The following is a 24,879-nucleotide window of genomic DNA, read 5'->3' as shown; positions in this document are numbered from 1 at the left end:
CGCCAACGGTGGCGGTCATGGGGTTGGGCGATCACCCGAATCAGGGCTTGCCGACCGAGATCGGATGCTCCTCGCTCGCCGCGGCTTCGGCCCCGGCCTTGCTGTCGGCACGTTCCGGTTTTTTCCTGTCGCCTTCGCGACGGGCGCGCTCCAGTTCACCTGGATGCGCGTGATCCAGCGCGGTTTCGGTAGAGTTGGCGTATTCCTGCGCCAGTGGACTGGTGTTGGTCGTCATGATGGCTCCTCGATCATCTGTCATTGGGCGGGTTGGCCGTTGGAGGCGGTCAGGCCGCCATCGACCGGCAGGTTCACGCCGGTAATGAATCCGGCATCGGGACTGGCCAGGAAGGCAATGGCGGCGGCGATCTCGACAGCTTGCGCGCCCCGGCCCAGCGGGATCCGCTCGGCAAATTTCTGCATCAACGCAGCATCGTCTTCCATATCGGCCGTCATCGCCGTATGGGTGAAGGTGGGGCATACGGCGTTGACGCGCACCCCCTTGGCCGCCAGGTCCATCGCCAGCACCCGGGTCAGGTTGACCACCGCGCCCTTGGAGGTGTTGTAGGCACTCATGCCCCAATCGCCGCCCAGGCCCGACACCGACGCCACATTGACGATGGTGCCGCCGCTTTTCTGCAAGTGCGGCACCGCTTCGCGGGCGCCAAAGAACACGCCATCGACATTGGTCGCCATGACGCGCTGCCAATCGTCGGGTGTCACCTCGGTGACGTCCCCGGCGGCATGGATGCCGGCATCGTTGACCAGTACGTCGATCTTGCCGAAGCGCTCGATGGCAAATTCGATCATGCCCTTGACCTGGGCCTGCACCGAGACGTCGGTCTCGCGCGCGGCGGTGCGCTCGACCGGCAGCGAGTCGAGCACCCGCACCAGGTTGGCCACGTTGCGATCGGCCAGCAGCACCTTGGCGCCTTCATCCGAAAAACGCCGCGCCGTGGCCTCGCCGATGCCGGAGGCGGCACCGGTGACCACCACGACCTTGTCGCTGAAGCGTTTCAGGTGGGAAGGGTTCAGCGAGGGGGTAGGCATGGTTTCTCCTTACGGGTAAATCGGGTAGATCACTAGCGGCACAACAAGGGCGCGACTCAAGCGCCGTTGCGGGTCTTGCTGGGTTGCCGGATCGGTATGTTGCCGGGCTCGACGTGGGCCGTATGGGTGGCATGGCGCTCGCTCTCGGCGGCCATCGCCTGTTGACGGCGTTCGGCTTGTTCGGCAAACGGATTGCCGCCTTGGCGGGGCTGCGGCGATGTGGCAGCGCGCTCTGGCGTTGCAGCCGGTGTGGCCTTGTTCGACGGTGTCGATGACATATGTCCTCCGTTGATCGATTGCACAGGCAACTGGCAGGTTTGCCAGCGACGATCTACCTTAATGCCGGTGCCGGTGACAGCACATCGGACAGCCTCGCAAGGTGATGTAGGACGACTCCGGCCAAGCTGACAGCCGGAAGTTGTCATGCGGCAGTAATACTCGGGTGCAACAATGCGCCCGCATCAGGTCGAGCCTGTCCTGGTTGCACCGGCAGCCGCTGATCGACCACCTGGGGAATTCGATGACTATTCGCGCTCGCATCACTTTGCTCGTCCTGCTTACGTTCCTGGCCATCGCCGGCATCGGCGGCTACGCGATGCAGCAGTCGCGCACCAGCGCTATGGCCGTCAGGTCGGTCACCGAGGGCGTCATGCCCAGCGTACTGGCCTCGGCCGACCTGATGGGCCAACTCAAGGATGTGCAACTGGCCGCCATGGTGATGGTGACCGAGGCCGACAACCAATTGGTGGCCCAGGAGAACGAAAAACTGGCCGCGAAGAAGGCAGTGCTGCACAAGGCACTGCGGGAACAGGCGCGGCAAGCCGAGGGCGTGGCCCAGCGCGGGCTGGTCCAGCAGGCCAGCGAGAGCCTGGACGAATATTTCAATGCCATCGATGCCACCGCCAGCTTCAAGCTGGCCGGCAAGAACGAGATCGCCCAGGCGCAGTTCTTCGGTGGCGTGATGCAATACCAGAGCGAACTGGAAGGTATCGTCGACACGCTGCGTATCGAAAAGACCCGGTTCAAGGACGCGGCCATCAACTCGCTCAATGAGCGCATGACCACCACCACCGCCACCATCACCGTGGTGACCGCCGCTGCCGTGCTGCTGCTGGCGGCCATCGGCTTGTTGCTGTATCGCCAGATCACCGGTCCCATCAGCCGCATGGCGGGCATGATGCGCGAGATCGCCGGCAGCCAGGATTTCACACGGCGCCTGCCGGTGCAGCGCATGGATGAGGTGGGACAGTCGATCGTCGCCTTCAACGGCATGGTCGAGAAGATCGAGCAGGCCTCGGCGCAGGTACGCCAGAAGACGGCCGACATGCAGGCCATGCTGCAGAACATCCCGCAGGGCATCCTGACCATCGTCGACGGCAACCTGGTGCATCCGGAATATTCGGCCTTCCTGGAAACCGTGTTCGAGACCACCGAAGTGGCCGGGCGCGACTTCATGGAGCTGGTGTTTGGCGACTCCAGCCTGGGGGCCGATGCCAAGGCCCAGATCGCCGCGCTGGGCGGCGCCTGCATCGGCGAAGACGTGATGAACTTCACCTTCAACGAGCACTTGATGGTGGGCGAGGTCGAAAAGCGCATGGCCGACGGCCGCCGCAAGATACTCGACCTGGCCTGGTCGCCCATCACCGATGACAACGACATGGTGATCCGACTGATGCTGTGCGTACGCGATGTGACCGAGCTGCGCCAGCTGGCCGCCGAAGCCAACGAGCAGAAGCGCGAGCTGGAGCTGATCGGCGAGATCCTGGCCGTGCCGGGGCCCAAGTTCGCGGAGTTCATCGCCGGCAGCCGCCGCTTCCTGGACGACAACGAGCAGATCGTGCACCAGAACCCGCAGGCGACCGCCTTCGCCATCGCCAAGCTGTTCCGCAATATGCACACCATCAAGGGTAACGCCCGTACCTACGGCTTGCTGCACCTGGCCAACGCCGTGCACGACACCGAACAGCACTACGACGACCTGCGCCATATCCATAGCGGTGCGGTCTGGGACCAGCAGCACCTGTTGCGCCAGCTGGCACAGGTGCGCGAGCTGGTGGAGCGCTATGCCCGTATCGACCAGGTCACCCTGGGACGCGGCGCGACGGCGGGCGAGGTGGTCGACGGCCGGACGCGTCACACCTTGCTGGTGGACCGGCGGCACATCCACGAAAGCCTGCAACGGCTGGAAAATGTCAATACCGCCAACCTGCATGAGCTGGTGGCGGTGCGCAATGCGGTGCGCCAGACCTTGCGCCTGCTGGGCACCGAGACCATGCAGCAGGTGCTGGCGCCGGTGACCGAGTCGTTGCCCCGGCTGGCGGCCGAGCTGGGCAAGACCACGCCGCGGGTAGAGTTGGAGGATAACGGTTATGTGGTGCACGGCTATGCCGCACCGATGCTGCAGAACGTGTTCATGCACCTGATTCGCAATGCGGTCGACCATGGCCTGGAACAGCCCGACGCGCGCGCTGCGGCCGGCAAGCCCGAAGCTGGCGTGATCCGCATCGAGATGGGAGTGATGGATGACATGCTGCACCTGGCCCTGTCGGACGATGGTCGAGGCCTGGCGATGCAGCAGGTGCGCCGCATCGGCATCGAGAAGAACCTGATCACGGTCGACCAGGCCTTGAGCGACGCCGAGATCGCGCGCCTGATATTGCAGCCAGGCTTCTCGACGCGTAGCGAGGTCAGCGAGGTGTCTGGCCGTGGCGTGGGCATGGATGCCGTGGTGGATTTCGTCACCCGCGAGCAGGGCCGCATCGAGCTGCGCTTTACCGACCATGCCGAGGGCGCGGCCTGGCGCAGCTTCCAGGTGGTGGTGATGCTGCCGCACAGCATTGCGGTAGAAGTCGACGGTATCGATGTTCCCTATCCGGTGGGCGAGGCCGACGCCATGGCCGAGTTGCCGTTGCCATCGGGCACCACGCCCCGGGTGGCGTGAGCCACGACCAGCGAGCAGATGATGATGATTGAAGTGGGTCTAGTCGTGTCGGGGATGTTGCTGGGGGCGGCGCCGCTGGCCTTGCTGCTGCGGCGTCAGCGCCGCCGCAGCGCCGGCCTGGTCGAACCTGAGCAGGTCGAGCAATGGCGGCACCAGGCCCAGGCCGCGCTGGAGCAACAGCAGCAGGTGAGCGCCCAGCGCGACGCGCTGGCCCAGCAGCTGCTGCAGCACGAACAGCGACTGCAGCAGATCCGGGTGGAAGGGCAGCAGGCGATGCTGCAGCTGGGCCGTGACAATGCCGGGCAACTGGCGCGCATGATGGAAAACTGCGATGCCTCGCACGACATCATCGGCCGCCTCTTGGGGTTGATGCGTACATTCGAGCGCTGGCACGACGACATGAACGTGCTGATCGCCCACAATTGCGAGATGCATCGCAAGAACGACGAATTTGCGCTGATCGTCAGCCAGGTGGTCATCGTCGCGCTCAACGCATCCATCGAGGCCGCCCGCGCCGGTGCCCATGGGCGCGGCTTCGCGGTGGTGGCCTCCGAGGTGCGCGAGCTGGCGCAGCGGGCCGAGAAGCTGTCCAAGAGCTATCGCGCCAACCTGTACCAGAACGACCTCATCACCACCACCACCTTCCAGGACCTGCAGGCCGGCGGCAAGATGATCGTCGGTGCCGTCATCGGACTGGAGCAGATCAATCGTCGCACGCGCGACAGCCTGGTGCAGGCGGCATGAGCCCGGCCGTACTCAGCCAGTCGGCGCAGGACGGCTTCGACCTGCTGCTGGGCCAGGCCTTGCGCGCCAGCCTGGTGCCGCCCGGGCAGGCGGCCGAGCTGACGGTGCTGTCCGACCTGGCCGGGATCGACGAGCGCCAGATGGTGGTGCTGACGGTGTCGTCGTATCTGTTTCGGGTCATGCTGATGTTCCATTTCACGCCTGACGTCGCCACCCGCGCCCACTTCGCGCGCCTGAACCAGGTCGCCCCGGGCGAGCTGGGTGACCAGGCCTTCATGGATGCCATCGCCGAATGCGGCAACCTGTGCTGCGGGGTGCTCAATCGCGACCTGGGCAACTTCTTCCCGCACCTGGGCATGTCGACCCCGAACGTGATCGACAGCCGTTGCGCGGCTTACCTGCAGGCATTGAATGCGACCCACGTGCGGCACCTGGCGGTGGACATACCGGATACCCGCCGTTTTCATGTGTCGTTGTGCATCTCGGCCCATGCCGACATGGACTTTGCGGTGTCGGCGCAGGAAATCGAAGTCGATACCGGCGAGCTCGAGCTGTTCTGAGCCGCCCACCCCCTACAACCGAACCGAAAGAGACAGGCCCATGGCACAGATACTGGTAGTGGATGATTCGAGCACGGTGCGCACCGAAGTGGGCGACTTCCTGAAGAAGAATGGCCTCGACGTGGCGCTGGCCGTGGACGGGCGCGATGGCCTGGCCAAGCTCAAGGCTGACCCCGGTATCAAGCTGGTGGTATCGGACGTCAACATGCCCAATATGGATGGCCTGACCATGGCCGAGAAGATCCGCGGCGAATTGGGGAACGCGGCGGTCAATATCATCATGCTGACCACCGAGAACTCGCCCATCATGAAGGAGCGCGGCAAGGCCGCCGGCATCAAGGGCTGGATCGTCAAGCCATTCAAGGGCGAGGCGGTATTGCCGACCTTCAGGAAACTGGTCGGCGCCTGAGGCCCGGCGTCACTGCTCCTCGAGCACCAGCTCGAAGCAGATCAGCACCGGGTTGCGCCCGCGTGCCAGCACGCCTTCCCATACCTGCCCGGCGGGGTTGACCAGCCCGATATCGAGGCGCGCGCGCAAGCCGTGGTCGGTGCGCACGACTTCGCCGGCGCGCACCAGGATCTCGGTGGCGCGATCGTCCAGCACGCGTCCATCCTCAAATTCGGCGCCGATGATGCTGCCCACGCTGCCGCGCACGATGGCGCGCTCGACGCCGTGCGCCTGGCAGGCCTGCTCGACGGCCATGGTCAGGTCCTGGTCGGGGCGGATACGCGCCAGTATCACCCGCGCGCCGGCATCCCCGTTGACCGGGCCGGCATCGCCACCGGCGTCCAGGCGGGTAGGGTAGAACAGAGTGAAATTGGTTTCGGGATCGTAGCGGGTAAGCATGGTGGCATCGGCCAGGCCCCATGCGCGCGCGCTGCAGTCGGCCCCGACGATGGTCTGGTCGGTCATCAGGTGGCCGCCCTGGCGCTGGCCGTCGCGACCGCGCCAGATGGCGTGGCAATGGACGAATGGCTCACCGTCGCGCCGGCCGTAGGTGGCGCAGCCGTACTCGATGAGCGTTCCCTGTTCGATCGCATGCGGGGCGCTGTAGAAGGCCGCATGCTGGTCGTCCACCGGCAGCGCCGGCATCAGGAAGTGATGCGCGCTCACGGCCAGGTTCTCGAAGCGTACCGTAGCGCCTTCGATGCCGGCATCGGCCAGCGCGGTGGCGATGGCGTCACGCAGCGACAGCCCTGCTGGCAGGGTGAATTCCAGTGTGCGCGCCGGGCCGGCCAGGCTGACCACGCGCTCGGGTTCGGGCGGGCCGGGATGGCGCACCGAACGGGAAAAACCAGGCTGCGGGGCGGATGAATCGGCGGGCAGGCGGGCTGCGGCGTGGGCAAGCGTTGGCATGGCGGTCTCCTGAGGCGATCGATTGGTCTTGTTTTTGTATTGAGAGGGCGTATTGTCGCAGTTTCGCGCCTGCCTGGCGGGCGTGCCGGGATGAATGTTTTTCAGGCGTCTCCCCGGCTGTCAGCGCAATGCTGATTTTTGCGCGCCGATGGAACTAAAAGGGCATCGCCGCGACTGACACGGGGTCGCGCCGCCCGGCCCGTCCCTCCAAGACCAACAAGACAAAGAAATCGAACATGACGCACTCTTCCAACCGCCGTACCCTGCTTATCGCCGGCGGCCTGTCGACCCTGCTGAACGCCTGCGCCGTGGGCGCTCCCAAGCCGGACAACAATACCGTGATCGCCCAGAAACTGGCCGAGCTCGAGAAGAAATCCGGCGGCCGGCTGGGCGTGATGGCCATCGACAATGCCGGCGGCGCATCCTCGGACCGTGTGGGGTACCGCCAGAGCGAGCGGTTCCCGTTTTGCAGTACCTTCAAGATCGTGCTGGTGGGCGCGGTGCTCAACCGCAGCCTGGAAGATTCGACCCTGCTGCAGCGCCGCCTGCGCTTCGGCGCCCGCGACCTGGTCAGCTATTCGCCGGTGACCGAGAAGGCGGTGGGCGCCGGCATGACCGTGTCGGGCCTGTGTGCGGCGGCGCTGCAATACAGCGACAACACTGCCGCCAACCTGCTCATTGCCGAGCTCGGCGGCATCGGTGCGGTCAATGACTATGCCCGCCGCATCGGCGACACCGAGTTCCGGCTGGACCGCACCGAGACCGCATTGAACAGCGCCGTCCCCGGGGACCCGCGTGACACCACGACCCCCCAGGCGATGGCGCAGACCATGCAAAAGCTGACGCTGGGCGAGTTGCTGCCCGCCTTGCAGCGGCGCATGCTGATCGATTGGTTGCGTGGCAACACCACCGGGGGCGCCCGCATCCGCGCCGCCGTAACGCGCGACTGGCAGGTGGGCGACAAGACCGGGTCGGGTGACTACGGCACCACCAACGACGTGGCCGTGATCTGGCCGACCAATGCATCGCCGGTGGTCCTGGTGATCTACTTCACCCAGACTGCCGAGAATGCGCCGATGCGCAACGACGTGGTGGCAGATGCCGCCCGTATCGTGATCGAACACTTCATCTGAAACGGCCATCCCGTGAAAACCTTCCATTGCGACAATTGTGACGCCCAGGTGTTCTTCGAGAACACCTTTTGCGGCAGCTGCGGCTGGATGCTGGGTTACCAGCCCGAACTGCAGGCCATCAACAGCTATTTGCCGGTGGAGCAGGAGCAAGAGCAGGAGCAGCCGGCGCAGTCGGCGCCGGCCAGCCAGCGCTGGCGCAGCGTGCGCAAGGTCAACGAGGGGCGGGTGTTTCGCCAATGCGTCAATTACTGGCGCGAGAACATCTGCAACTGGATGATCGACGAACAGGACCCCAACGAACTGTGTGCCTCGTGCCGCCTCACGCGTGTGATCCCGTCGCTGGAAGACGAGCGCAACCGGGTGCTGTGGGGGCGTCTGGAAACGGCCAAGCGGCGGCTGCTGCATTCGATGTGGACGCTGCGCCTGCAGCCGGTGCCCAAGGTCGACGACCAGGAAACCGGCCTGGCCTTCGAGTTCTTGCAGGACATGCCGCATGGCGAGCGGGTCTTGACCGGCCACGCCGACGGCGTCATCACGATCAACATCGCCGAGGCCGATCCCGCCTATCGGGAACGGGCCCGCGAACAGATGGCCGAACCTTATCGCACCTTGCTCGGCCATTTCCGGCATGAAAGCGGGCATTACTATTTCGATCGGCTGGTGGCCGGCACCGGCTGGCTGGAGCCGTTTCGGGCCTTGTTCGGCGACGAGCGCCAGGACTATGGCGAAAGCCTGCAACGCCACTATGACCAGGGCCCGCCCGAGCAGTGGAACGAGCAATTCGTCAGTTCCTATGCCAGCAGCCATCCGTGGGAAGACTGGGCCGAGACCTGGGCCCATTACCTGCACATGTTCGATACCCTGGAAACGGCGTTTGCCTGCGGCATGCAACTGCGCCCGCGCAAGGCGTCCGAGCAGTCCCTGGAGATCGCCCGTCCGCCGGCCGAAACCCGTTCCTTCGATGAACTGGCCAGCGAGTGGTTTGCGCTGACCTATGTCCTCAATAGCCTCAATCGCAGCATCGGCATGCCGGATTCGTATCCCTTCACGTTATCGACCCCGGTGCTCGACAAGCTGCGCTTCGTGCATGACGTGGTCACGCAGCCGGCGCCGGCTCAATAGGTCAGGGTGATGGTGACGGTGTCGGTGTAGATATCGGGCGCGGGCGCCTGGCCGGCGGCAATGCGGCCATAGACGGTATGGCTCTGCAGCAGGCCGGTGGCGGTGGCGGCCAGGGTATCGGTGCCAATGCTCGATCCCCACAGGTTGGTGCGCCCGGAATTGCGGTAGAGCGCATAGTCGAGGTGCCCGCCGCCAAGACCGGTGAGCTTGCGCACGGCGGTCGTGGCGCCGATGCCACTGCCGGCGTCCAGGCCGACGTTGTAGCTGGTGCCGAACGTACAGATCACGGTGATATTGCCGCTCTGGTCGACCTGGCTACTTGAATAGGCGCCGAAGGCGATCACCGAACCCACCACCAGGCAGGCCGAGATCACGGTCGATGCGACGTTGATATTGCCCAGGCCGCTGGCTGCGCTGGCCGGCTGGGTGCCGCTGAGCGCCATGACAAACACCAGTGGCATGCACAATGCCCTGAACTTGCTGTTTTTCATTTTTCGTTTCCCCTGGTCCTGCCACTGGCATCATTGCCGCGCTGGTCGTCGCCAGCGCTTTGCCCGGACAACTCGACTGTAGAGCCGGGGGCGGGGGGCAAGAATCAGGGTTTCTCCTAGCTGCGCGGCAATCAGGATCAGGGTTCTCCTGATTCGGCGCTAAAAACAACAGCACCAAAGAAAAACCCGAGGCACGGGCCTCGGGTTTTTGCCGGGTGCGAAGAAGACCGGCGTCAGTCGCGGGCCTCCAGCGCGCGGTTCAGGCTCAGCGCGGCCAGCGAGCCGACTGCCCCCGAAAGCAGGTAGAAGCTGACGTAGGCCATGCCGAAGTGTGCCGACAGTCCCAAGGCCACCAGCGGTGCGAAGCCGGCGCCCACCAGCCAGGCCAGGTCCTGGGTCAGGGCCGCGCCGGTGTAGCGGAAGCGGCGCTGGAAGTTGGCCGTCACGGCGCCGGCTGCCTGGCCATACGACAGGCCCAGCAAGGCGAAGCCCAGCAGGATGAAGGTGTTCTGGCCATGCTCGCCACCGTTCATCAGGGTCGGCACGAAGGCACTCAACACGGCGATGAGCAAGGCGAGCGTGCCCAGCGTGGTGCGCCGGCCGAAGCGGTCGGCCACCAGGCCCGACACCACGATACCGATGGCCATGATGAAGCCACCGAAGATCTGCACCGTCAGGAAGCCGGCCAGTTCACGCAGCGAATACAACTTGATCCACGATAACGGGAACACGGTCACCAGGTGGAACAGCGCATAGCTGGCCAGTGCGGCCAAAGCGCCGATGACGATATTGCGACCCTGGGTGCGGGTCAGCTCGCCGATGCTGGCCGGTTCCAGTTCGCGCTCGTCGAGCAGCTTGGCGTATTCGGGTGTGGAGACCAGGCGCAGGCGGGCGAACAGGGCCACCACGTTGATCGCGAAGGCAACATAAAAAGGATAGCGCCAGCCCCAGTCCAGGAAATCTTCCGTGGTAAGATTTGCCAGCATGTAGGCGAACAGGCTGGCGGCGACGATGAATCCGATCGGCGCACCAAGCTGGCCCAGCGCGGCATACCAGCCGCGCTTGTTTTCGGGGGCGTTCAGGGCCAGCAACGAAGGCAAGCCGTCCCAGGCGCCGCCCAGCGCGACACCCTGGCCCACGCGCAACAGCGACAGCAGTACGATGGCCCACACGCCTATATGATCGTAAGTTGGCAGCAAGGCAATACCGGCCGTTGAAAGACCCAGCAGGAACAGCGCCAGCGTCAGCTTGACCTCACGTCCGTACGCCCGCTGTATCGCCATGAAAATCACCGTGCCGAAGGGCCGGGCGAGGAACGCGAACGCAAAGATCACGAAGGCGTAGAGCGTGCCCTCGAGCTTCTGTTCGAAAGGAAAGAAGATGGCCGGGAACACCACCACCGACGCTAGCGCGTATACAAAGAAGTCGAAATACTCGGACGCTCGTCCGATCACTACACCAACGGCGATTTCGCCGGGCTCGATGACCGCATGATCGCGGCTCGATGGGGGGATGTCGGAATGCGGCTTGAATTCGCCGGAAACTTGACCGTTGTGGATACTGGTGCTTGCCATGGCTTGTCTCCCACTGTTAGAGGTTCAGTCGCAGTACGAAAATCCCATCCTGGCTGTGGCTATATGACAGGGTGGGACAAAACGTCCAATCGCCAACACACTTTATTGCCGTTACATTAGCATGCTCTGCTACATACGACTGGACTTTTCCTCCATGGTTTCTCAAAAACTGCGTCGCGGTTTGCTTCTGCTGCCGGCCCTGCTGTTGACAGGGTGCAACACCGTCGTGTTGAACCCGTCTGGCGACATCGCTTCCCAACAGGGACGCCTGATCGTCATTTCCACCATCCTGATGCTGCTCATCATCGTTCCGGTGATCGCGCTGGTCGTGCTGTTCGCCTGGCGTTATCGCAAGAGCAACACCGCCGCGCCCTACGAGCCGGAATGGGATCATTCGACCAAGCTCGAACTGGTGATCTGGGGCGCGCCCCTGCTGATCATCATCGCCCTGGGCCTGCTGACCTGGATCACCACCCACACGCTGGACCCGTATCGTCCGCTGTCGCGCATCGATTCGGCCCGTCCGGTCACGCCGCAGACCAAGACCCTCAAGGTCGAGGTGGTGGCGCTGGACTGGAAATGGCTATTCATCTATCCGGAACAGGGCATCGCCACCGTCAACCAACTGGCCGCGCCGGTCGACGTGCCGATCGAGTTCAAGATCACCGCATCGAACGTGATGAACTCGTTCTTCATCCCGGCACTGGCTGGCCAGATCTACGCCATGCCGAGCATGGAAACCAAGTTGCACGCCGTCATCAACAAGCCCGGCGAGTACGAAGGCTTCTCTGCCAACTACAGCGGTGCGGGCTTCTCGCACATGCGCTTCAAGTTCCACGGCCTGGACCAGCAAGGTTTCGACGACTGGGTCAAGAAGGCCAAGGCCGAGAGCGCCACCATGAAGCGCGCCGACTACCTGCAACTGGAAAAACCCAGCGAACGTGAACCAGCGCGCCTGTTCGGCACCGTCGACGCCGGTTTGTTCCACGATATCGTCAATCGCTGCGTCGCGCCCGACACGGTCTGCCTGAACAAGCAGATGTCCATGGACTTGAACGTGAAGCCCGGCCAGAAGCATGAGTGAGTGTCGTGAACCTGGTGTTCGCACTGGCGGCAATGGCGTGGCAACACGCCGCCGCGCCGAATTTTCCTTTTTCCCCGGGAAGTAAAGATGTCTGACAATTTTGACTTGATAAAGCTGATCTTCGGCCGTCTCAGTCTGGAAGCGATTCCACTGCACGAGCCGATCCTGCTAGTAACCTTCGCCATGGTCGCCATTGGCGGCGTCGTGGTGCTGGGTCTGCTGACCAAATATCGCCTGTGGGGCATGTTGTGGCGCGACTGGTTCACCAGTATCGACCACAAGCGCATCGGGATCATGTACATCATCCTGGCCATCATCATGCTGCTGCGCGGCTTCGCCGACGCGTTGATGATGCGTGCCCAGCAAGCGGTCGCCTTCGGTGACAATCCCGGCTTCCTGCCGCCGCATCACTACGACCAGGTCTTCACCGCCCACGGCGTGATCATGATCTTCTTCGTGGCCATGCCGCTGGTGACGGGGCTGATGAACTACGTCATCCCGCTGCAGATCGGTGCGCGCGACGTGGCTTTCCCGTTCCTCAACAACTTCAGCTTCTGGATGACCACCTTCGGCGCGCTGCTGGTGATGGCCTCGCTGTTCGTGGGTGAATTCGCCCGCACCGGCTGGTTGGCCTATCCGCCGCTGTCGGGCATCCTGTTCAGTCCGGATGTGGGGGTCGACTACTATATCTGGGCGTTGCAGGTGGCCGGGGTAGGGACCTTGCTCTCCGGCATCAACCTGGTGGTGACCATCGTCAAGATGCGCGCCCCGGGCATGAACATGATGAAGATGCCGGTCTTCACCTGGACCTCGCTGTGCACCAACGTGTTGATCGTGGCCGCCTTCCCGGTGCTGACCGCCGTGCTGGCCATGCTGTCGATGGACCGCGTCTTCGGCACCAACTTCTTCACCAACGACATGGGCGGCAACGCCATGATGTACGTGAACCTGATCTGGATCTGGGGCCACCCCGAGGTCTACATCCTGGTGCTGCCGGCGTTCGGCATCTTCTCCGAAATCGTCTCGACCTTCAGCGGCAAGCGCCTGTTCGGCTATACCTCGATGGTCTACGCCACCGTGGTCATCACCATCCTGTCGTACCTGGTCTGGCTGCACCACTTCTTCACCATGGGTTCGGGTGCCAGCGTCAACTCGTTCTTCGGCATCACCACGATGATCATCTCGATCCCGACTGGCGCCAAGATCTTCAACTGGCTGTTTACGATGTATCGCGGTCGCATCCGCTTCGAAGTGCCGATGCTGTGGACCATCGGTTTCATGATCACCTTCGTCATCGGTGGCATGACCGGCGTGCTGCTGGCGGTGCCGCCAGCCGACTTCGTGCTGCACAACAGCCTGTTCCTGATCGCTCACTTCCACAACGTGATCATCGGTGGCGTCGTGTTCGGCATGTTCGCCGGCATCAACTTCTGGTTCCCGAAGGCCTTCGGCTTCAAGCTCAACGATTTCTGGGGCCGTTGCTCGTTCTGGTTCTGGCTGGTCGGTTTCTACCTGGCCTTCATGCCGCTGTACGTGCTGGGCCTGATGGGCGTGACCCGTCGCCTGAGCCACTTCGACGACCCATCGCTGCAGATCTGGTTCGTTGCCGCCGCCCTGGGCGCTGGCCTGATCGCGCTCGGTATCGCCTCGTTCATCATCCAGATCGCCGTGTCCATCCGCGACCGCAAGAAACTGGCCGATGTCACCGGCGACCCATGGGATGCCCGTACGCTGGAATGGTCGACTTCGTCGCCGCCACCGGCCTACAACTTCGCGTTCACCCCGGTGGTGCACGACAACGACGCCTGGACCGACATGAAGAAGCACGGCTATCAGCGTCCGCTGGGTGAATTCGTGGACATCCACATGCCCAAGAACACCGGCGCCGGTTTCATCATCGCCGCCCTGGCAGCAGTGATCGGTTTCACCCTGATCTGGCACATGTGGCTGCCTGCGGCAGTGTTCTTCGCCGCGTTGGTGGTGGCCACTATCGTCCATACCTTCAATTACAACCGCGACTACTACATTCCGGCCGACGAAGTCGTCCGTGTGGAAGCAGAACGCACTCGCCTGTTGAGCAGCCATGTCTGAAGCCATCAATACCACGGCCGGCGCGACGCCAAGCTCGCGCTATTTCACCCGCCATCACCATCCTGAGAACGGCACCCTGCTGGGCTTCTGGATCTACCTGATGAGCGATTGCCTGATCTTCGCCTGCCTGTTTGCGACCTATGCCGTACTGGGCCGCAACTATGCAGGCGGCCCGACCGGCGCCGAACTGTTCGACCTGCCGCTGGTGGCGCTCAACACCGCGCTGCTGCTGCTGTCGTCGATCACCTACGGTTTCGCCATGCTGGCGATGCAAGCCAAGAAGAAGCAGAACACGCTGGTCTGGCTGGCCATCACCGGCCTGCTGGGCGCGGGCTTCATCTACTTCGAACTGTACGAGTTCCTGCACCTGATCCACGAAGGCGCCGGCCCGGCCCGCAGCGGTTTCCTGACCTCGTTCTTCGCCCTGGTCGGCACCCACGGCCTGCACGTCTCGTTCGGCATCATCTGGCTCATCGTGCTGCTGTTCCAGATCAACAAGCATGGCCTGACACCCGAAAACGGTCGTCGCCTGATGTGCCTGTCGATGTTCTGGCACTTCCTGGACGTGGTCTGGATCGGCGTCTTCACCTTTGTTTATCTGATGGGAGTCCTGCCATGAGTCGCGGCCACCAAGAACACCCGGCCCGCCCGATGGGCCACCATGACGAGGATCATCACGGCCACGAGGATCATACCGCCCACGGTTCGATGAAGGACTATGTCATCGGTTTCGTGCTGGCGGTGGTGCTCACGGCCATCCCGTTCTGGCTGGTGATGACCAAGGCGATCGAAAGCTCGGCCACGCTGGGCCTGGTACTGCTGGCGTTTGCGGCGGTCCAGATCGTGGTCCACATCGTGTACTTCCTGCACATGAACAGCAAGTCCGAGGGCGGCTGGAACATGCTGGCGCTGATCTTCACCGTGGTCATCGTCGGTATCACCCTGGCCGGTTCGCTGTGGGTCATGTACCACATGAACCACAACATGATGCCAACCATGTCGCCTGAACACATGGGCAATGAAACCGTTCCGCAATCGATGCAGCAGCAGATGCAGGACATGCCCGGCATGCAGCACGGCGCGGTAGCGCCCGCAAAATGAGCCAGGCGCCAACTAATGGCGTGCAGCAAGGCAAACAGCCCGCGCAAGCGGGCCTGAAATCCCGCTCAAGGACCAGCCTGGTTTTGCTGGCGCTTTGCGCGGGATTTTTGTTTGTCGTGTTCGCCGCGCTGGGAACTTGGCAGGTCTATCGCCTGCAATGGAAGCTGGACCTGATCGCCAAGGTCGATGCCCGGGTGCATGCCGCGCCCACCCCCGCACCTGGGCCGGCACAATGGCCGCAGGTGTCGGCCGCCAGCGACGAGTACCGGCGCGTGGCGCTCAGCGGCCGCTATCTCTACAGCAAGACCGTCGCGGTCCAGGCCACCACCGAGCTGGGTAGCGGCTCATGGTTGCTGACCCCGTTGCAGACCGAGACCGGCGAGCTGGTGCTGGTGAACCGCGGCTTCGTCTCGATCGCGCCGATTCGCCTCATTGCCAGCACCGCGCCCGATGCCCGGGCCAAGTCGAGCGTGACCGGCCTGTTGCGCATGAGCGAGACCGGCGGCGGCTTCCTGCGGGAGAACGCCAGCGCCGAGAACCGCTGGTACTCGCGCGACGTGCAGGCCATCGCCAGTGCCCGCGGCCTGGGCACGGTGGCACCATACTTCGTCGATGCCGACCGTGCCTCGTCGCAAGCCGACGCCGCCAACGCGCCGGATGCCGAGAAGCCGGTGGGGGGCCTGACCGTGATCGCCTTCCACAACAGCCACCTGGTCTATGCGCTGACCTGGTACGCATTGGCCTTGATGATCGCCGCCGCCGGTGTCTGGGTGGTGCGCGACGAGCGTCGTCGCGCCCGCGCGGGCGCGCCCGCCACGTTATGAGCGAGGGCGCGCCAGCGGCGGCGGGGCGCTCGCCCACGCTCAAGGAACGCTGGCAGCGGCTGCGCCAGGGGCAGGAGAACCCGGCCGGCCACAAGAACATGCTGCTGCTCATCCAGCTGCGCTGGCTGGCGGTGCTGGGGCAGATCTCGACCATCGCCTTCGTGGTGCTGGTGCTGGACATCCACCTGCCCATGCCGCACATGCTGGAGGTGCTGTCCTGCCTGATCGCCTTCAACATCGCCAGCCACCTGCGCTGGCACGAGCGGCGCCTGGTCACCAATGCCGAGTTGTTCCTGGCGCTGATGGTGGACGTGGGCGTGCTGACGCTGCAGTTGTACCTCAGCGGCGGTATCACCAATCCGTTCGCCTTCCTGTACCTGATGCAGATCATCCTGGGCGCGGTGCTGCTCAAGCCCTGGTCGAGCTGGGCCATCGTCGCCATCACCATGGCCTGCCTGGCCAGCCTGGCGCTGTTCTCGGAACCGCTGGCGCTGCCGCCGGACCACCGCAACGGGCTCTTCAGCCTGTACGTCGAAGGCACGCTGATCTGCTTCTTGCTCAATGCCGGGCTGATGGTGTTCTTCATCACCCGTATCAACAGCAACCTGCGCGCCGGCGACGCCATGCTGGCCGACCTGCGCCAGCGCGCCGCCGAGGAAGACCACATCGTGCGCATGGGCCTGCTGGCCTCGGGCGCGGCGCACGAACTGGGCACGCCGCTGGCCACCGTGTCGGTGATCCTGGGCGACTGGCGCCGCATGCCCGAGATCAGCCAGCGTGCCGAGCTGCTCGACGATATCAGCGAAATGGAAGCCCAGCTGCAGCGCTGCAAGGCCATCGTCAGCGGCGTGCTGCTGTCGGCCGGCGAGGCGCGTGGCGAGTTCTCGGTCAAGACCACCCTCAACACCTTCCTCGACACGGTGGCCGACGACTGGCGCCGCTCGCGCCCGGTGGTGCGCTTCGACTATCTCAATCAGATCGAGCAGGACCTGCCGGTCGCGTTCGACTCGGCCATCAAGCAGATGCTGGGCAATGTGCTCGACAATGCCTTCGAGGTCTCGCCCCAGTGGCTGGCGCTGGACGTGCGCTGCGAAGGCGACTTGCTGGTCATGGAGGTGTCCGACCGCGGGCCGGGTTTTCCCGAATGGATGCTCAACCAGATCGGCAAGCCCTATCAATCGACCAAGGGCAAGCCGGGACGCGGGCTGGGGTTGTTCTTCGTGGTCAACGTGGCGCGCAAGCTGGGTGGCAGCATACGCGCCCGCAACCTGGCCGAGGGCGGGGCAGCGGTGCACCTGAGCCTGCCCTTGTCGGCCATCAGCCTGGCGCCGCCCAGCGGACCGGGCGCGCCATCGGTGAATTCCTCGGCCCCGGCTTGAGGCCGCGCGAGGCGGCATGACACGGTTGTGTGCTTCTCAATGACCGATTCCGCAATACAATAGCGGGTTGCGAAAGTAGAAACACAAAAGGAAAGCCCATGCCGGCCGAACGCCTGCTCCTGATCATCGAGGACGATGCCGCCTTTGGCCGTACCCTGAGCCGCTCCTTCGAGCGCCGCGGCTACACCGTGCTGCAGGCGAGCAACCAGGATGAAGCCGCCGCCCACCTGCAGCAGCATAATCCGGGCTATGCGGTGGTCGATCTCAAGTTGAGCGGCAATGCATCGGGCCTGGCCTGCGTGCAGATGCTGCATGCCCACGACGACGCCATGCTGATCGTGGTGCTCACCGGATTCGCCAGCATCACCACCGCGGTCGAGGCGATCAAGCTGGGCGCCTGCCAGTACCTGGCCAAGCCCTCCAATACCGACGATATCGAAGCCGCCTTCGGCCACGTCGCCGGCATGTCCGAGGTCGAACTGCCGGCGCGCGCCACCTCGATCAAGACCCTGGAATGGGAGCGCATCCACGAGGTGCTGGTCGAGACCGGCTTCAATATCTCCGAAACCGCGCGTCGCCTGGGCATGCACCGGCGTACCCTGGCGCGCAAGCTGGAGAAGCAACGGATCAAGTAACAGCCGCCGGAAAACCAGCCAGCGGTTATCATTACGCCAAAATTTTCAGCCTAGCCGCACGGCCAAAGAGGAAACCACGTGACCCATCGCCCCTTCCGATTCTTCCCCCTGATCCAGCGCGGCCTGCTGCTGGCCGCCACCGCCGGTGCCATGGCCGTGTCGTCCGGTGCGCAGGCACAAGCCACCATCAAGATCGGCGAGATCAACAGCTACAAGGCGCAACCGGCCTTCCTCGAGCCTTACCGCCGCGGCTGGGAACTGGCGCAGGACGAGATCAACGCCGCCGGCGGCGTGCTGGGCAAGCAGATCGAAGTCATCGCCCGCGACGACAACGGCAACCCCGGCGACTCGGTGCGGGTAGCCGAGGAGCTCATGGCGCGCGAGCGGGTGGCGTTGCTGTTCGGTGGCTTCCTGTCCAATACCGGACTGGCGCTGACCGACTATGCCAGGCAGCACAAGGTGTTCTTCCTGGCCGCCGAGCCCCTGACCGACAAGATCGTCTGGCACAACGGCAACAAGTACACCTACCGCTTGCGCCCGTCGACCTACATGCTGGTGGCTTCGGTGGTGCGCGAGGCGGTCAGGCTCAAGAAAAAGCGCTGGGCCCTGGTCTATCCTAACTATGAATACGGCCAGTCTGCCGTGGCCAGTTTCAAGACCCTGATGAAGCAGGCCCAGCCGGACGTCGAATTCGTCGTCGAGCAGGCGCCGCCGCTGGGCAAGATCGACGCCGGCGCCGTGACCCAGGCGCTGGCCGACGCCCGCCCGGACGCCATCTTCAATGCGCTGTTCGCGGCCGACCTGGGCAAGTTCGTGCGCGAAGGCAATACCCGTGGCCTGTTCGACGGCCGTGAAGTGGTCTCGCTGCTCACGGGCGAGCCCGAATACCTGGATCCGCTGCGCGCCGAGGCGCCCACCAACTGGATCGTCACCGGCTACCCTTGGTACGCCATCAACACTGCCGAGCACAAGAAGTTCGTCGACGCCTATCGCAAGAAATTCAACGATTACCCGCGCAATGGATCGCTGGTGGGCTACAGCGCGCTGGTCTCGATCGCGGCCGGCATCAGGAAGGCCGGCTCGGTCGATGCCGACAAGCTGGCCGCTGCCTTCTCGGGCCTGCAGGTCGATACGCCCGTGGCGCGCATCACCTATCGCCCGCAAGACCATCAATCGACGCTGGGTGCCTTCGTCGGCCGTACCGGCCAGAAGGACGGCCGCGGCATCATGACCAGCTTCACCTATGTCGATGGGGCTACGCTGCAGCTGCCCGACGCCGAGGTCAAGAAGCTGCGCCCGGCCGACTGAGCGGACCGCCCCCATGACCCTGGCCAGCCTGGCCGTACAACTGCTCAATGGACTGGCCGACGCCTCGGCCATGTTCCTGGTGGCGGCTGGCCTGTCGCTGATCTTCGGCGTCACCCGCATCGTCAATTTTGCCCACGGCTCGTTCTACATGCTGGGCCTGTACCTGGCCTACACGCTGGTCGAGCGCCTGGGCGACTCCGCCGGCGGCTACTGGGTGGCCGTGCTGCTGTCGGCGCTGGCGGTGGCCGTCGTCGGCGCGGTGGTCGAGATGGCGGTACTGCGCCGCATCTATCACGCACCCGAACTGTTCCAGTTGCTGGCCACCTTCGCCCTGGTGCTGGTGATCAAGGATGCCACCCTCTGGCTGTGGGGGCCGGAAGACCTGTTCGGTCCGCGCGCGCCCGGCCTGGGCGGCGCCGTGGCGGTGCTGGGGCGGCGGCTGCCGCAATACGACCTGCTGCTGATGGTGATCGGGCCGCTGGTGCTGGGCCTGCTGTGGCTGCTGCAGCATCGCACGCGCTGGGGCACGCTGGTGCGCGCGGCCACCCAGGACCGCGAGATGCTGGGTGCATTGGGCGTGAACCAGGCCTGGTTGTTTACCGGCGTGTTTGCGCTTGGCTGCTTCCTGGCGGGACTTGGTGGCGCCTTGCAGGGGCCGCGCCTGCCGGCCAACCTGGCGCTCGACATGGATACCATCGGCAATGCCTTCGTGGTGGTGGTGGTGGGGGGCATGGGCTCCCTCGGCGGCGCCTTCGCCGCCGCCCTGTTGATTGCCGAGGTCAAGGCCTTGTGCATCGCCTTGGGCAATGTGTCGCTGTGGGGCCTGGAGATGTCGTTGTCGCGACTGACGCTGGTGGTCGAGTTCCTGGTGATGGCGGCGATCCTGGTGGGTCGCCCCTGGGGCCTGCTGGGGCGGCCGCTGGCCACGGCCCGCAGCAGCGTGGCCCATGTGCTGCCACTGCCGGGCGTGACGCCAGCGGCGCGGCGCTTGGGCCTGGTGTTGCTGGCGCTGCTGCTGGCCATGCCGCTGGTGGCCGGCAGCTTTCCCTACCTGCCGGTATTGATGATCGAAATCCTGGTGGCCTTGCTGTTCGCGGCCAGCCTGCATTTCATCATGGGGCCCGGCGGCATGGCTTCGTTCGGGCATGCCGCCTATTTCGGGCTGGGCGCCTACGCCGCAGCGCTGCTGGCGCTGAAGCTGCACTGGCCGCTGGCGGTGGTGCTGGTGGCCGGGCCGCTGGTGGCGATGCTGGCGGCATTGCTGTGCGGCTGGTTCTGCGTGCGCCTGGCCGGCGTCTACCTGGCCATGCTCACGCTGGCGTTCGCCCAGATCGTCTGGGCCGTGATCTTCCAGTGGGACGACCTCACCGGCGGCAGCAACGGCCTGGTCGGCTTGCGCCCGCCCGATTGGCTGGCACAGCCAGTGGCCTACTACTATCTGGCGCTGGCCTGCGCCGGGGCCGGCGTCTGGCTGCTGCAGAGACTGCTGCATGCGCCGTTCGGGCTGGCGCTGCGCGCGGCGCGCGATTCGGGCGTGCGCGCCGAGGCCGTCGGCATCGACGTGCGGCGGGTGCAATGGATGGCGTTTGCCGTCGCCGGCCTGTTCTGCGGGCTGGCCGGCGTGCTGTTTGCGTTTTCCAAGGGCAGCATCTCGCCCGAGGTGGCCGGCGTCAATCGGTCGGTCGATGGCCTGGTGATGGTGTTGCTGGGAGGCGTGCAGAGCCTGTTCGGCCCGCTCGCCGGCGCGGCGCTGCTGACCTGGCTGCAAGACCTGGTAGCGCGCGAGACCGATTATTGGCGGGCCCTGCTGGGCCTGGTCATCCTGGCGCTGGTATTGCTGATGCCGGGCGGGGTGGCGGGCCTGTGGCGGCGCGACAAGCGCGGGGAGGGGCCATGAATTCGTCGCCGCCACTGCTGCAGGTGAGCCACCTGGGCAAGTCATACGGTGGCGTGCGGGCGCTCGACGACGTGTCGTTCTCGTTGCCGACCGGGCAGATGCTGGCGCTGATCGGCCCCAACGGCGCCGGCAAGTCGACTTGCTTCAACATCATCAATGGCCAGGTCCGGCCCGATGCCGGCAGCGTGCGACTGGCCGGGGCCGAGATCGGCGGCCTGGCATCGCGCCAGATCTGGCGCCGGGGAGTGGGGCGCACCTTCCAGATCGCCGCCACCTTCAACTCATTGACGGTGCTCGAAAACGTGCAGGCCGCGCTGCTGTCGCATCATCGGCAACTGTGGCAATGCTGGCGTGCGGCCCGCGGCTTCCACCGCGACCAGGCCATGCATCTGCTGGAGCTGGTCGGCATGGCCGGGCAGGCCGGGCGCACCACTGCCGTGCTGGCCTACGGCGACGTCAAGCGGGTGGAGCTGGCGATGGCCCTGTCCAACCAGCCGCAACTGTTGCTGATGGACGAGCCCACCGCCGGCATGGCTGCCCGCGAGCGCGTTGAGCTCATGGCGCTGGTGCGCAGGCTGGTGGGCGAACAACGATTGTCGGTGCTGTTTACCGAACACAGCATGGATGTGGTGTTCGCCTTCGCCGACCACCTAGTGGTGCTGGCGCGCGGCGGCATCGTTGCCGAAGGGGACGCCGAGGCCATTCGCCGCGATCCGCAAGTGCGCCAGCTGTACTTCGGGACCGGCGCGACTTTCGACAATGCGTGAAGTTCCACTCGCCAGGCCACGGCCGCGCTTGCCCTAAATCAACTGGAACTGCCTAACCGATCACTGTCCAATTAGGAGAACAGCTCATCGTAAAGCGCCGCTAAGGGCGTGGATGGGCGCAAACAGCGAAAGTGAGGCCCAATGACAAAAGCAAGCTCACCCTTTCCATTGCTACAAGCGGCCGGCGAGTTCGGCGACGAGATCGGCCTGCGCAGCACGCCCGAAAAGATGGCCGGGCGCGACGATTCGCACGACATCTTCTTCGCCGCCGTCGAGTTGACCCGCATGCCCATGATCGTGTCGGATCCGCGACGGCCCGACACGCCGATCGTGTTCGTCAACGACGCCTTCATCAACATGACCGGCTACACCCGGGACGAAGTGATCGGCCGCAATTGCCGTTTCCTGCAAGGCCCCGAGACGGATCGCGCAGTAGTCAGGCAGATCGGATCGGCGCTGGCCGAACGACGCGAGATCGCCACCGAGATCCTCAACTATCGCAAGGATGGCTCGACCTTCTGGAATGCGTTGTTCATCTCGCCCGTGTACGACAGGGACGGGGAACTGGTGTACTTCTTCGGCTCGCAGCTCGACATCAGCCGGCGCCGCGATGCCGAGCAGGCCCTGGGCCAGGCGCGCAAGATGGAAGCGCTGGGCCAGTTGACCGGCGGTATCGCGCACGACTTCAACAACCTGTTGCAGGTCATCAGCGGCTACCTCGACATCATCAACCTGACCTTGCGCGCCAACGAGCCCGACCTGTCGCGCGTGGCGCGCAGCAGCGAGAGCATCCGCAATGCGGCCGGCAAGGCTGCCATGCTGACCCAGCAACTGCTGGCATTCGCCCGCAAGCAGCGCCTGGAAGGGCGCGCCATCAATCTCAACCTGCTCACAGAGAGCTTCACCGACCTGGTGCGTCGCACCCTGGGCGGCGATATCGACCTGACCACGCAACTGGCGCCGCAATTATGGAATTGCCGCCTCGATCCGACCCAGATGGAAGTGGCGCTGCTCAACATCCTCATCAATGCCCGCGACGCCATGAATGGACAGGGCCGGGTCCACATCGAGACCGCCAACGAGGCGCTGGTGCCGGGCGATGGCGAGCGTGCCTTGCAGCTGGGGGTGAAACCCGGCAATTACGTGTCGATCACGATTGCCGACAATGGGCCGGGCATCGCCCCCGATATCCTGCCGCGCGTGATGGACCCGTTCTTCACCACCAAGGAAGAGGGCAAGGGCACCGGGCTCGGGTTGTCGATGGTCTACGGTTTCGTCAAGCAATCTGGTGGTGCCATCGAGATTCATTCCGGCAAGACCGGTGGGACGACGGTCAAGCTGTATTTTCCATCGACCCAGGATGAGGTCGGCAACGGCTTCGAGGTCGACCGTCATGCTCCCGAACAGGGCGGACGCGAGCACATCCTGGTGGTGGACGACCGCATCGAGGTGGCGGAGCTGGCGCAGGCCATGCTGGAGAGCCTGGGCTATGGCGTGTCGATGGTCAATGCGCCAGCCGAGGCCTTGCAGTTGCTGCAGGCCGGCACCCATGTCGACCTGTTGTTTACCGACCTGATCATGCCCGGCAGCATCAATGGCGTGTTGCTGGCGCGCGAAGCAAGGCGACTGGCGCCCGATATCAAGGTCTTGCTGACCACCGGCTACGCCAGCGAATCGATCGAACGGCACGATGCCGATGGCGAATTCGCTGTCATCGCCAAGCCCTATCGCCACGACGAACTGGCGCGCAAGATACGTATCGTGCTTGATGGCGCCACCGGGGTGAGCTGACGCGGTGGTGTTGACGCAAGGCGTTCTACAGGATGAATCTGAGCGCGGCCAGCGCGGTAATGGTCAGGACGATCAATTTCTGGCTACGCACTTGCCGCTCACGCAGCACGAATGCCGCCATCAGCATCGCGAACAAGCCGGCGGCATTGAGTAGCGGCCAGGCCACTGCGGCGGCTGCACTGCTTACGGCCAGAACGAAAGTAAGCTGTGTGATGACGCTCAGGCAGCATCGCAGATAGAACAATCGATTCAAGAGTAGACCGTACCGTTGCGCTTGCCCGGCATCAGACCGAAAGGCCAGGGGCATGATGCTCCAGATCGTGCGCCAGCCGATTACCGCAGCCGCGAACAAAAGGCCGTATCGCCAGTCGCCGTCGATCTGGTGCGCCAGCAGGGGGGAAATGCCAGCCTGGAACACGAGGGCGGTACACATGAGCACGGTGGCCGCCTTTAACACCTTGCCCTGGTCCAGGTTGCGGCCCCGCAGTATGGGAAGGCACACCAGCGTAGTGGCACACGCAAAGCCTGCGGTGGTCCAGTCCCAATGGCCCGTCGTCGCGAAAATCGCCCCCGGGATGAACAGGTCCGACAGTTTGGCGGCGACGGTAACCTGGTTGACATCCAAGTAGCGGAATGCAAACGAGAAAGTGTAGGCGACCAACTGGACCACGGCAGCAAAAGCGGCGGTTTTCCAGCCGAGGAACACGGCTGCCAGATCGCCATGCAGCCCCAGCATCACCGCAGTCAGGACGATCATGATGGTGGGAATGGCATTGTTCCAGAAGTTGATGCTCCGAATCGAGAGCTTCCTCATGCCGATCTGATACCGATCGATGACATTCAGGCCCGCACGGCTCAATGCCGAGATAAGCGCCAGCAGCAGCACCGATTGGGTCGATTCAAGCAGGATGCCATTCATGTCAAGCTGCGAATTGTGACATCCATGCAGCGGCAATGAGTCCCATATGCTCTCCCGCATCGGCGTGTTGTGGTTGAGGATCGAGGCAGCAGCCTATTAGGCTGGCGGCTCGCG

General features: G+C 64.3%; 24 protein-coding genes. 17 read left to right on the top strand and 7 right to left on the bottom strand.

The window, feature by feature from the left end; genetic code table 11:
- Nucleotides 1-40 precede the first annotated feature (40 nt).
- The 3 genes from PMI40_RS19315 to PMI40_RS19305 are packed head-to-tail and all read right to left on the bottom strand — an operon-like array spanning nucleotide 41 to nucleotide 1,325.
- Nucleotides 41-235, bottom strand: a complete 195-nt coding sequence (locus tag PMI40_RS19315; RefSeq protein WP_008118836.1) for a hypothetical protein — start codon at nucleotides 233-235, stop codon at nucleotides 41-43.
- A gap of 20 nt (nucleotides 236-255) precedes the next feature.
- On the bottom strand, nucleotides 256-1,047 hold the full coding sequence (locus tag PMI40_RS19310; RefSeq protein WP_008118834.1) for an SDR family NAD(P)-dependent oxidoreductase: 792 nt from the start codon (nucleotides 1,045-1,047) through the stop codon (nucleotides 256-258).
- Between the two features lie 56 nt (nucleotides 1,048-1,103).
- Nucleotides 1,104-1,325 carry a hypothetical protein gene (locus PMI40_RS19305; protein ID WP_008118832.1) on the bottom strand — a complete coding sequence of 74 codons (222 nt, stop codon included), beginning with the start codon at nucleotides 1,323-1,325 and terminating at the stop codon, nucleotides 1,104-1,106.
- Nucleotides 1,326-1,567: 242 nt separating this feature from the next.
- On the opposite strand from PMI40_RS19305, the gene PMI40_RS19300 reads away from it, so the two are divergent.
- Genes PMI40_RS19300 through PMI40_RS19285 form a run of 4 tightly spaced genes read left to right on the top strand, consistent with a single transcriptional unit; the run spans nucleotide 1,568 to nucleotide 5,701 of the window.
- The gene (locus PMI40_RS19300) at nucleotides 1,568-3,988 is read left to right on the top strand and encodes a HAMP domain-containing protein (protein ID WP_008118831.1); all 2,421 of its coding nucleotides are present in this window, start codon (nucleotides 1,568-1,570) and stop codon (nucleotides 3,986-3,988) included.
- Nucleotides 3,989-4,012: 24 nt separating this feature from the next.
- On the top strand, nucleotides 4,013-4,732 hold the full coding sequence (locus PMI40_RS24580; protein WP_008118829.1) for a methyl-accepting chemotaxis protein: 720 nt from the start codon (nucleotides 4,013-4,015) through the stop codon (nucleotides 4,730-4,732).
- Entirely contained in the window at nucleotides 4,729-5,292 is a 564-nt protein-coding gene (locus PMI40_RS19290) for a hypothetical protein (protein ID WP_008118827.1), read from the top strand. Before PMI40_RS24580 ends, PMI40_RS19290 begins: the two co-directional genes overlap by 4 nt.
- A 40-nt stretch (nucleotides 5,293-5,332) precedes the next feature.
- Nucleotides 5,333-5,701: a response regulator gene (locus PMI40_RS19285; protein WP_008118824.1), complete on the top strand. Its 369-nt coding sequence runs from the start codon at nucleotides 5,333-5,335 to the stop codon at nucleotides 5,699-5,701.
- Nucleotides 5,702-5,710: 9 nt separating this feature from the next.
- Here PMI40_RS19285 and PMI40_RS19280 read toward each other — a convergent pair whose 3' ends face one another.
- Entirely contained in the window at nucleotides 5,711-6,649 is a 939-nt protein-coding gene (locus PMI40_RS19280; protein ID WP_008118823.1) for a PCC domain-containing protein, read from the bottom strand.
- 236 nt (nucleotides 6,650-6,885) lie between these two features.
- Here PMI40_RS19280 and bla point away from each other — a divergent pair, with 236 nt between their 5' ends.
- Both bla and PMI40_RS19270 read left to right on the top strand, forming a co-directional pair.
- Complete coding sequence (gene bla, locus PMI40_RS19275) at nucleotides 6,886-7,782, top strand: class A beta-lactamase (protein WP_008118821.1); 897 nt, start codon at nucleotides 6,886-6,888, stop codon at nucleotides 7,780-7,782.
- Nucleotides 7,783-7,794: 12 nt separating this feature from the next.
- Entirely contained in the window at nucleotides 7,795-8,904 is a 1,110-nt protein-coding gene (locus PMI40_RS19270) for a putative zinc-binding metallopeptidase (protein WP_008118819.1), read from the top strand.
- Here PMI40_RS19270 and PMI40_RS19265 read toward each other — a convergent pair.
- Both PMI40_RS19265 and PMI40_RS19260 read right to left on the bottom strand, forming a co-directional pair.
- Nucleotides 8,898-9,395 (bottom strand): spore coat U domain-containing protein, encoded by a 498-nt coding sequence (locus PMI40_RS19265; protein ID WP_157221618.1) that lies wholly within the window; start codon nucleotides 9,393-9,395, stop codon nucleotides 8,898-8,900. The two genes, PMI40_RS19270 and PMI40_RS19265, sit on opposite strands and share 7 nt — an antisense overlap.
- A gap of 233 nt (nucleotides 9,396-9,628) precedes the next feature.
- Complete coding sequence (locus tag PMI40_RS19260) at nucleotides 9,629-10,969, bottom strand: MFS transporter (RefSeq protein ID WP_008118815.1); 1,341 nt, start codon at nucleotides 10,967-10,969, stop codon at nucleotides 9,629-9,631.
- Between the two features lie 154 nt (nucleotides 10,970-11,123).
- On the opposite strand from PMI40_RS19260, the gene cyoA reads away from it, so the two are divergent.
- The 11 genes from cyoA to PMI40_RS19205 all read left to right on the top strand — a co-directional run bounded on the left by cyoA (nucleotide 11,124) and on the right by PMI40_RS19205 (nucleotide 23,846).
- Nucleotides 11,124-12,053, top strand: a complete 930-nt coding sequence (gene cyoA, locus PMI40_RS19255; RefSeq protein WP_040502443.1) for a ubiquinol oxidase subunit II — start codon at nucleotides 11,124-11,126, stop codon at nucleotides 12,051-12,053.
- A gap of 87 nt (nucleotides 12,054-12,140) precedes the next feature.
- Nucleotides 12,141-14,144, top strand: coding sequence for a cytochrome o ubiquinol oxidase subunit I (gene cyoB / locus PMI40_RS19250; RefSeq protein ID WP_008118810.1), 2,004 nt, complete (start codon nucleotides 12,141-12,143; stop codon nucleotides 14,142-14,144).
- Nucleotides 14,137-14,763 carry a cytochrome o ubiquinol oxidase subunit III gene (cyoC, locus tag PMI40_RS19245; protein ID WP_008118807.1) on the top strand — a complete coding sequence of 209 codons (627 nt, stop codon included), beginning with the start codon at nucleotides 14,137-14,139 and terminating at the stop codon, nucleotides 14,761-14,763. Before cyoB ends, cyoC begins: the two co-directional genes overlap by 8 nt.
- A complete protein-coding gene (gene cyoD, locus PMI40_RS19240) occupies nucleotides 14,760-15,245 on the top strand; it encodes a cytochrome o ubiquinol oxidase subunit IV (protein ID WP_008118805.1) in 486 nt (161 codons plus the stop codon). The genes cyoC and cyoD overlap by 4 nt, the downstream gene beginning before the upstream one ends.
- On the top strand, nucleotides 15,242-16,069 hold the full coding sequence (locus PMI40_RS19235) for an SURF1 family protein (protein WP_008118803.1): 828 nt from the start codon (nucleotides 15,242-15,244) through the stop codon (nucleotides 16,067-16,069). Before cyoD ends, PMI40_RS19235 begins: the two co-directional genes overlap by 4 nt.
- Nucleotides 16,066-17,448 (top strand): ATP-binding protein, encoded by a 1,383-nt coding sequence (locus PMI40_RS19230; protein ID WP_008118801.1) that lies wholly within the window; start codon nucleotides 16,066-16,068, stop codon nucleotides 17,446-17,448. The genes PMI40_RS19235 and PMI40_RS19230 overlap by 4 nt, the downstream gene beginning before the upstream one ends.
- 98 nt (nucleotides 17,449-17,546) lie before the next feature.
- Nucleotides 17,547-18,083, top strand: a complete 537-nt coding sequence (locus PMI40_RS19225; protein WP_008118799.1) for a response regulator transcription factor — start codon at nucleotides 17,547-17,549, stop codon at nucleotides 18,081-18,083.
- A gap of 150 nt (nucleotides 18,084-18,233) precedes the next feature.
- Nucleotides 18,234-19,391 carry an ABC transporter substrate-binding protein gene (locus PMI40_RS19220; protein ID WP_081496496.1) on the top strand — a complete coding sequence of 386 codons (1,158 nt, stop codon included), beginning with the start codon at nucleotides 18,234-18,236 and terminating at the stop codon, nucleotides 19,389-19,391.
- 13 nt (nucleotides 19,392-19,404) lie between these two features.
- Nucleotides 19,405-21,288 carry an ABC transporter permease gene (locus PMI40_RS19215; protein WP_008118794.1) on the top strand — a complete coding sequence of 628 codons (1,884 nt, stop codon included), beginning with the start codon at nucleotides 19,405-19,407 and terminating at the stop codon, nucleotides 21,286-21,288.
- Nucleotides 21,285-22,055, top strand: a complete 771-nt coding sequence (locus PMI40_RS19210; protein WP_008118792.1) for an ABC transporter ATP-binding protein — start codon at nucleotides 21,285-21,287, stop codon at nucleotides 22,053-22,055. The genes PMI40_RS19215 and PMI40_RS19210 overlap by 4 nt, the downstream gene beginning before the upstream one ends.
- Before the next feature lie 228 nt (nucleotides 22,056-22,283).
- On the top strand, nucleotides 22,284-23,846 hold the full coding sequence (locus PMI40_RS19205; RefSeq protein WP_051001851.1) for a histidine kinase famiy protein: 1,563 nt from the start codon (nucleotides 22,284-22,286) through the stop codon (nucleotides 23,844-23,846).
- Nucleotides 23,847-23,871: 25 nt separating this feature from the next.
- Here PMI40_RS19205 and PMI40_RS19200 read toward each other — a convergent pair whose 3' ends face one another.
- Nucleotides 23,872-24,765, bottom strand: coding sequence for a hypothetical protein (locus PMI40_RS19200; protein ID WP_008118787.1), 894 nt, complete (start codon nucleotides 24,763-24,765; stop codon nucleotides 23,872-23,874).
- Nucleotides 24,766-24,879 lie beyond the last annotated feature (114 nt).

It is taken from the genome of Herbaspirillum sp. YR522 (assembly GCF_000282575.1).
In the GTDB taxonomy this organism is placed as follows: domain Bacteria; phylum Pseudomonadota; class Gammaproteobacteria; order Burkholderiales; family Burkholderiaceae_D; genus Herbaspirillum.
This window is presented reverse-complemented; position numbering and strand designations above follow the sequence as displayed.